The sequence below is a fragment of the Ruminococcus sp. CAG:330 genome, from assembly GCF_000437175.1.
Lineage (GTDB): Bacteria > Bacillota > Clostridia > Oscillospirales > Ruminococcaceae > Ruminococcus_C.
Genome location: NZ_FR898066.1, coordinates 26937 through 33644 on the forward strand (window position 1 = coordinate 26937; position 6708 = coordinate 33644).

Below are 6708 nucleotides of genomic sequence, written 5' to 3' on the forward strand. Positions count from 1 at the left end.
TGTGAAAGAGTGGATGAATCAGACGTGGTGGCTCTACGATCTGACCGTAATCGCCATTGCCGTGCTCTGTATCTGGGGCGGCTGGAAGCGTGGACTGCTCCGGACGGTGGCGGGATTGCTGGGCTATGTGTCCGCCGGACTTCTGGCGGGACTGCTGGCACAGCCGGCTGCCGCCTATGTCTATGACCGGTGGGTCGAGCCTGCCTGCACGCAGGTTGTGGAACAGCAGCTCGCCAAATATCAGATGTCGGATTCCCTGCGGGGCTTGCTCTCCAATTACGGCATTCAGCTGGATACGGGACTGCTGGAACAGGTGGCGTCTGACTCGAACACCGCCGCAGATCAGCTTTACGGCACCCTCTCCAGCCAGACAGGCGTTCCGGCGGAGCTGCTGCAAAGCGGCGTACTGATAGCGGTGGAGTCGGCTGCCGCACAGATGGATGACGGCAGCGTGCCGTCGTGGCTGCCGAAGGCATTGAAGACAGACAGCAGCGATGTGACCCCCAAGGCGCAGAATCGTCTGGCGCGAATGGCAGCGGCGCTGCTGTCGGGGGACGAGGCAAAGGCAGCGGATATGCTGGTGCAGGAATATGTACAGCCGGTCACAATTCGGCTGGTTAAAATTTTCATGTTTTCTGCGCTTTTCCTCTTGATTTCTGTCGTATTACAAGGTATAATAAAAGGGATATCCTATCTGCGCCGGGTGAAAGAAATCCGCATGTCGGATCAAATCGCCGGTGCAGCATTGGGAGCGGTGCAAATGGCATTGTTTTTGGGGCTGATGGCAAAGCTGACGGGCTGGCTGGTGACAGCCGGCAACGGCACACTGCCCTTTTTCAACGGGGACGCCATTGCGCATACGATCCTCTTTCAGAGAATCTTCCGTATTTTTTGAGGATATCAGGGAGCTGCCTCTCGCCTGGCGCTTCCGGAATATAACAAGGCGAATTCGGCGCAGCTGCCGGGCTTGCTGACAGAAGAAAGGTGATAGATACAATGATGATGTGCAGTCGTTGCAAAAAGCGTCCTGCGGTGGTTTTTATTACCTCGCTGCAAGGAGCAGAAAAGAAGAACGAAGGCCTCTGTTTGGTTTGTGCAAAAGAACTGAACATTCCGCAGGTCGATGAATATATGAAACAAATGGGTATCACCGAGGAAGAGCTGGAGCAGATCTCCAACCAGATGATGGATCTGATGGATGGGGAGAACTTTGAGATGGGCGGTTCCGGTGTGCTGCCGCAGTTTTTCCAGAGCATGCAGAACATGTTCAAAAATCCGGATGCCAGCGAAGAGCCGGATGCGGCTTCGGCAGAGGTTGCAGAAGTGCCGGACGGCGAGGAACCGCCGACACCGGCTTCCACCGATGGACGCTCGGAATCTCCCCGGCGGGAACGCCGCTCCAAGCGCAAGAAGGAGCTTAAGTTCCTGGGGAACTATTGCACCAATCTGAGCCAGCGTGCCGCAGACGGGGAACTGGATGCGATCATTGGCAGAGATCGGGAGATCGAGCGGGTCATCCAGATTCTGTCACGCCGCACCAAGAACAACCCCTGCCTGATCGGTGAGCCGGGTGTCGGCAAGACCGCCATCGCAGAGGGCATTGCCCAGCACATTCAGGCCGGAGATGTTCCGGCACAGCTGAAAGACAAGAAGGTCTATCTGCTGGATCTGACCTCGCTGGTTGCCGGCACACAGTTCCGTGGTCAGTTCGAGAGCCGTGTCAAGGGACTGCTCTCCGAGGTGAAGCAGGAGGGAAACATCATCCTCTTCATTGACGAAGTGCACAATCTGGTTGGCGCAGGCAACTCGGAGGGTGCCATGAACGCTGCTAACATCCTGAAGCCCGCCCTCTCCCGCGGCGAGGTGCAGGTGATCGGTGCGACCACATTCGAGGAGTACCGCAAGTACATCGAAAAGGATTCCGCACTGGAACGCCGTTTCCAGCCGGTCACCGTCAATGAACCGAATGTGGAAGAAACCATCGAGGTGCTCAATGGCATCGCCAAGTACTACGAGGCATACCACAGAGTGCACATCTCGCCTGCAATGCTGCGCCTGTGCGCCGTTCTGGCGGAGCGGTATATTACCGACCGGTTCCTGCCGGACAAGGCCATCGACCTGCTGGACGAGGGCTGCGCATGCACCAGCCTGCGTTCGCCGGAGATCAAGGTTTACGATGAACTCTGCAAGGAAAAGGCAGCGCTGGAAGAACAGGAAAAGCAGATCGGCGATGAAACCGAAGTGGACTATGAGAAGCTGGCACAGGTCAAGGGCGAGAAGATTCGCCTGCAATCCCGTCTGGATACCGCAGAAAAGGCGCTGGAACAGGTGCAGGTGACCAGCGAAGATCTCTCCAAGGTTATCGAGCTTTGGACAGGGATTCCGGCGCACAAGATCGCAGAGACCGAGTTCACCAAGCTGGCAAATCTGGAGGATCATCTGAAAGAGAAGATCATCGGACAGGACGAGGCAGTCGATCTGCTGGCAAAGGCAATCAAGCGCACACGGGTGCAGCTCAGCCCCCGCCGCCGTCCGGCATCGTTCATTTTCGTCGGCCCGACTGGCGTGGGAAAAACCGAGCTGGTCAAGGTGCTGGCAACGGAACTGTTCGACTCCAACGAGCCGCTGATTCGTCTGGACATGACTGAATTCATGGAGAAGCACTCGGTGGCAAGACTCATCGGTTCGCCTCCGGGATATGTGGGCTACGATGAGGCAGGTCAGCTTACCGAGAAGGTGCGCCGCCGTCCGTATTCCGTCATTCTGTTCGACGAGATCGAGAAAGCTCATCCGGATGTCATGAATATTCTCATGCAGATTCTGGACGAGGGCAAGATCGATGACGCACAGGGCAGAACGGTGAACTTCGAGAACACCGTGATCTGCATGACCTCCAACGCCGGCTCTACCGATAAGAGCATTGGCGTGGGCTTCAACCGCACGGAGACGGAGATTTCCAAGGACAAGGCAATGAAAGGACTGCGGGAGTTCCTGCGTCCGGAATTCATCAGCCGTATCGACGAAGTGGTTGTCTTCCGGAACCTCACGAAGGAGAACTTCCAGAAGATCGCTGCGCTGATGCTGGACGAGATGAAGCAGCCGCTGGCGGAGAAGAACATCACGGTTCAGTACAGCGACGCTGCACTGGTTGCCATTGCGGAAGAGGCATACGGCAAGCCCTACGGTGCACGTGATATTCGCCGTGTCATTCGGCAAAAGGTGGAGGACGCTGTGGCATCCCTCATCATTGACAGTGACGGCACGCTGTCCACGATCTCCATTGGTGCAGAGAACGGAAAAATCAAGGTGACAGGGGAATAATCTGTTCCCGGACAAATAGACACGCAAAAGGGCGGGGAAGCCGAAATGCTTCTCCGCCCTTGTTGTATGCTGTGGGATTTTGTGATTGTGTTTTACTCAACGGGTAAAAGAAAAAGCGTCCGTTTTGACAAACAGACGCTTTTGGTTGGGGTGGAAGGATTTGAACCCTCGGAATGATGGAGTCAGAGTCCACTGCCTTACCGCTTGGCTACACCCCAGTATGATTTCTCGTCGAACTTCTTTCGTTCAGCGACTTATTTAGTATACCACGTTTCACAGGAAAAGTCAAGGGCATTCCCGATAATAAAAGAAAATAAAGTATACTCAGCGATTTGCTTAAAAAAGAAAGGTGCTGAAAAATAAAGATAAAAAGAAAGGAGCACTTCAAAGTGCTCCTTGTCGAAACTGGTTGGGGTGGAAGGATTTGAACCCTCGGAATGATGGAGTCAGAGTCCACTGCCTTACCGCTTGGCTACACCCCAAAATGGTACTCCGCCGAACGCTTTCGTTTGGCGACTTGTATAGTATACCACATTCCGCAGGGTTTGTCAAGAAAAAAGCGGAAAACAAGGAAAAGAAAAGTTTTCTCGTGTACTATCTGCACATTCTCCGATTTATATTTAAGATTTGCGGGTAAAAAGCCGAAATTTCCTTGGAAATCAAATGTGCATGCCGGAAATGCCCTCCCGCAGGAGCAGCATTGCGATCTCTGCCATGTGGGTCGGCGGTTCCGGACAGCCGTTTTTCAGCCACGCATTCACCAGTCCCATACATCCCGCCAGAAAATAAGAGAGAGCATATTGCAGATCTTGTTCTGGCAGCTCTCTCGGCGTAAAGGCACGGAGCGCCTGCATGCCTTTTTCGTGCATCAGCTTTTCGATGGTGCGGAGAAAGGCGATGTCCCCGTTCGGGCCCATCAGCGCTGCACAGAGTGGCGCATTTTCGGCGAGAATGGTAAAGGTGCAGTCCAGAAACTGAAAGAATTCATTCGGTCCCAGATTGGCGGAGAATTTTTCGTCCACGGCATCCGTAAACTGTTTCAGAAGCCGCTGTTCCGTCTGCTCCAGCAGGTCGTAAATGTCGGTGTAGTGCAGATAAAAGGTGGAGCGGTTGATGTCCACCAGATCTGCCAGCTCCCGCACCGTGATCTCCTTGATGCTCTTCTGCTGTAACAGCGTGGTCAGTCCGTTGAGAATCAGCGTCTCTGTTCTGCGGTAACGGCGCTCTTGCTTTTGTGTCGGTTCCATATGATTACATCCTTTCTACGATAGATAGACAGCTGTTGATTAGTCGACAAAAAAATGAAAATCAATGCTTGAAAATCTGGTCTGCTTATATTATAATAGATTCAGGATGAAAAGTCAACAGCTTTCTATTTCTGGACGAAAGTTTTCTTTTCATCACTTTAGAGGACATGGCACGGCATCGGGGGCATGTCATGGACGAGAGAAAGGGTGTAACAAACGATGCGAAAAAGCGATCCAATTCCGAAGCAGAGTTTTTTCAAACGCCACTTCACTGGTATCGCCATGACAGCGATCGTACTGATCCCGACGATCTATACGACGCTGTTTCTGGGTTCCATGTGGGACCCGTATGGAAACGTTGACCAGCTGCCGGTGGCAGTCGTCAATGAAGACCAGTCAGTCGACTATGAGGGAAAAACGCTTGCAGTCGGAGATGAACTCGTAGACAACCTGCGGGAGAACGACCAGCTGGATTTCCACTTCGTAGACAGCAGTAAGGCAGAGGCGGGACTGCAGGACGGAACGTATTACATGGTGATCACCATTCCGTCGGACTTCTCCGAGAACGCTTCCACACTGCTGGACGACAATCCAAAGAAAATGCAGCTCCAGTACACAACCAATCCGGGAACCAACTATATTGCCTCCAAGATGAGCGAGAGCGCTCTAACAAAGATTCAGAAAGAGGTTTCTGCCAGTGTGACCAAGGAGTACACCGAGACGATCTTTGATCAGCTGGGAACAGTTGGCACTGGCATGCAGGATGCCGCAGACGGCGCTTCGGATATTCAGGATGGCGTCAAGAAGCTGGCGGACGGCAACACGACCATTACGGACAATCTGAAAGTCCTGTCGGAGAGCACGCTGACATTTGTAGACGGCGCAAAGACGCTGGAAGAGGGACTTTCCACCTATACCGCAGGGGTTTCCACCGTCAATGACGGTGCCGCAACACTTTCCAACGGTATGGATCAGCTGGCAAGCGGTGCCGGAACACTGTCAGACGGCGCTTCGGCGCTGTCTGACGGAACGAGCAGTCTGGCATCGGGCGTAGGGGACTACACCAACGGCGTTGCCGCAGCTTATCAGGGTGCAGCAACCCTCTCCGGCAACAGCAGCCAGCTGGCAACCGGCGCAGCTTCCATTTCCGCCGGCGCAGCACAGCTCCAGCAGGGCAGTGCTGCAATGACCGCAGGCTTACAGACTTTGTCGGACACCTTGGACGGCAGCCTGTCTGCGGAAAAGACGGCACAGCTGCAGCAGGTGACAAACGGTCTGACACAGCTGCAAACCGGCATTCAGACGCTGAACGAGGCGCTGCAAAACACCTCCATGCCGGATACTGCCGCACTGACCAAGATGCTGACCGAGAGCCTGACAGCGATCGGCACCAGCGCACAGGATGCCGGCGCACAGCTCACAGCAATGCAGACGGCGCTGACCGCAATGACACAGACCGATGCATTCCAGTCGCTGGATCCGGCTGCACAGGCAGAACTGCTTGGCAGTTTCTCCGGCCCCATGAGCACGCTGGCAACAGACATCAGCAACATCGGCACACAGGTGACCACGCTTTCCGGCAGCCTGTCCAGCCTGGATCTGAGCAGCAGTGCTGCTGCAATGGACACCTTGAAGTCCAGCGTTAGCACCATGCAGTCCAGCGCAGACCAGCTGCTTCCGGCAGCTGGGCAGGCAGTACAGTCCCTCTCCGGCGGATTGCAGTCGGTACAGCAGGCAGTGGACGGACAGCTGCTTCCGGGCTCGCAGAGCCTGACGGCAGGCATCATCCAGCTGGCTGACGGCAGCGGTACACTGGAATCCGGTGTTTCGGCATATACCGGCGGTGTGGCAGACCTGACAAGCGGTCTGGGCACACTGGATGCCAACACCTCGGCGCTGGTCAACGGTGCAGCTTCGCTGCAAAGCGGTGCGCAGACGCTGACCGGCAGCCTGCCGACGCTGACCGATGCTGTTTCTCAGCTGCAAAGCGGTGCATCCCAGCTGTCTGACGGCACGTCGCAGCTGGTTGCCAACAACGAGACACTTTGCGACGGCGCAGCACAGCTGACAGACGGTGCGGGACAGATTCAGTCCGGCGCTTCTCAGCTGGCAGACGGTTCTGTGGAGCTGGGTGACGGTC

General features: G+C 55.0%; 4 protein-coding genes and 2 tRNA genes. 3 read left to right on the forward strand and 3 right to left on the reverse strand.

Annotated elements, in window-relative coordinates; all coding sequences use genetic code 11:
• Position 1: 1 nt before the first annotated feature.
• Together QZL66_RS07990 and QZL66_RS07995 are read left to right on the forward strand one after the other, a co-directional pair.
• Complete coding sequence (locus QZL66_RS07990; protein WP_022411206.1) at positions 2–895, forward strand: CvpA family protein; 894 nt, start codon at positions 2–4, stop codon at positions 893–895.
• Positions 896–999: 104 nt separating this feature from the next.
• The gene (locus QZL66_RS07995) at positions 1000–3321 is read left to right on the forward strand and encodes an ATP-dependent Clp protease ATP-binding subunit (protein WP_293602016.1); all 2322 of its coding nucleotides are present in this window, start codon (positions 1000–1002) and stop codon (positions 3319–3321) included.
• A 142-nt stretch (positions 3322–3463) separates the two neighbouring features.
• On the opposite strand, the gene QZL66_RS08000 is transcribed toward QZL66_RS07995, so the two are convergent.
• From QZL66_RS08000 to QZL66_RS08010, 3 genes are all read right to left on the reverse strand, one after another.
• Positions 3464–3539: transfer RNA gene (locus tag QZL66_RS08000), tRNA-Gln, on the reverse strand.
• Positions 3540–3727: 188 nt separating this feature from the next.
• Positions 3728–3803, reverse strand: a tRNA-Gln gene (locus QZL66_RS08005).
• A gap of 177 nt (positions 3804–3980) precedes the next feature.
• Complete coding sequence (locus tag QZL66_RS08010) at positions 3981–4568, reverse strand: TetR/AcrR family transcriptional regulator (protein ID WP_022411208.1); 588 nt, start codon at positions 4566–4568, stop codon at positions 3981–3983.
• Positions 4569–4787: 219 nt separating this feature from the next.
• On the opposite strand from QZL66_RS08010, the gene QZL66_RS08015 reads away from it, so the two are divergent.
• The coding region (locus QZL66_RS08015; protein ID WP_293602007.1) for a YhgE/Pip domain-containing protein at positions 4788–6708 on the forward strand (1921 nt) is incomplete at its 3' end.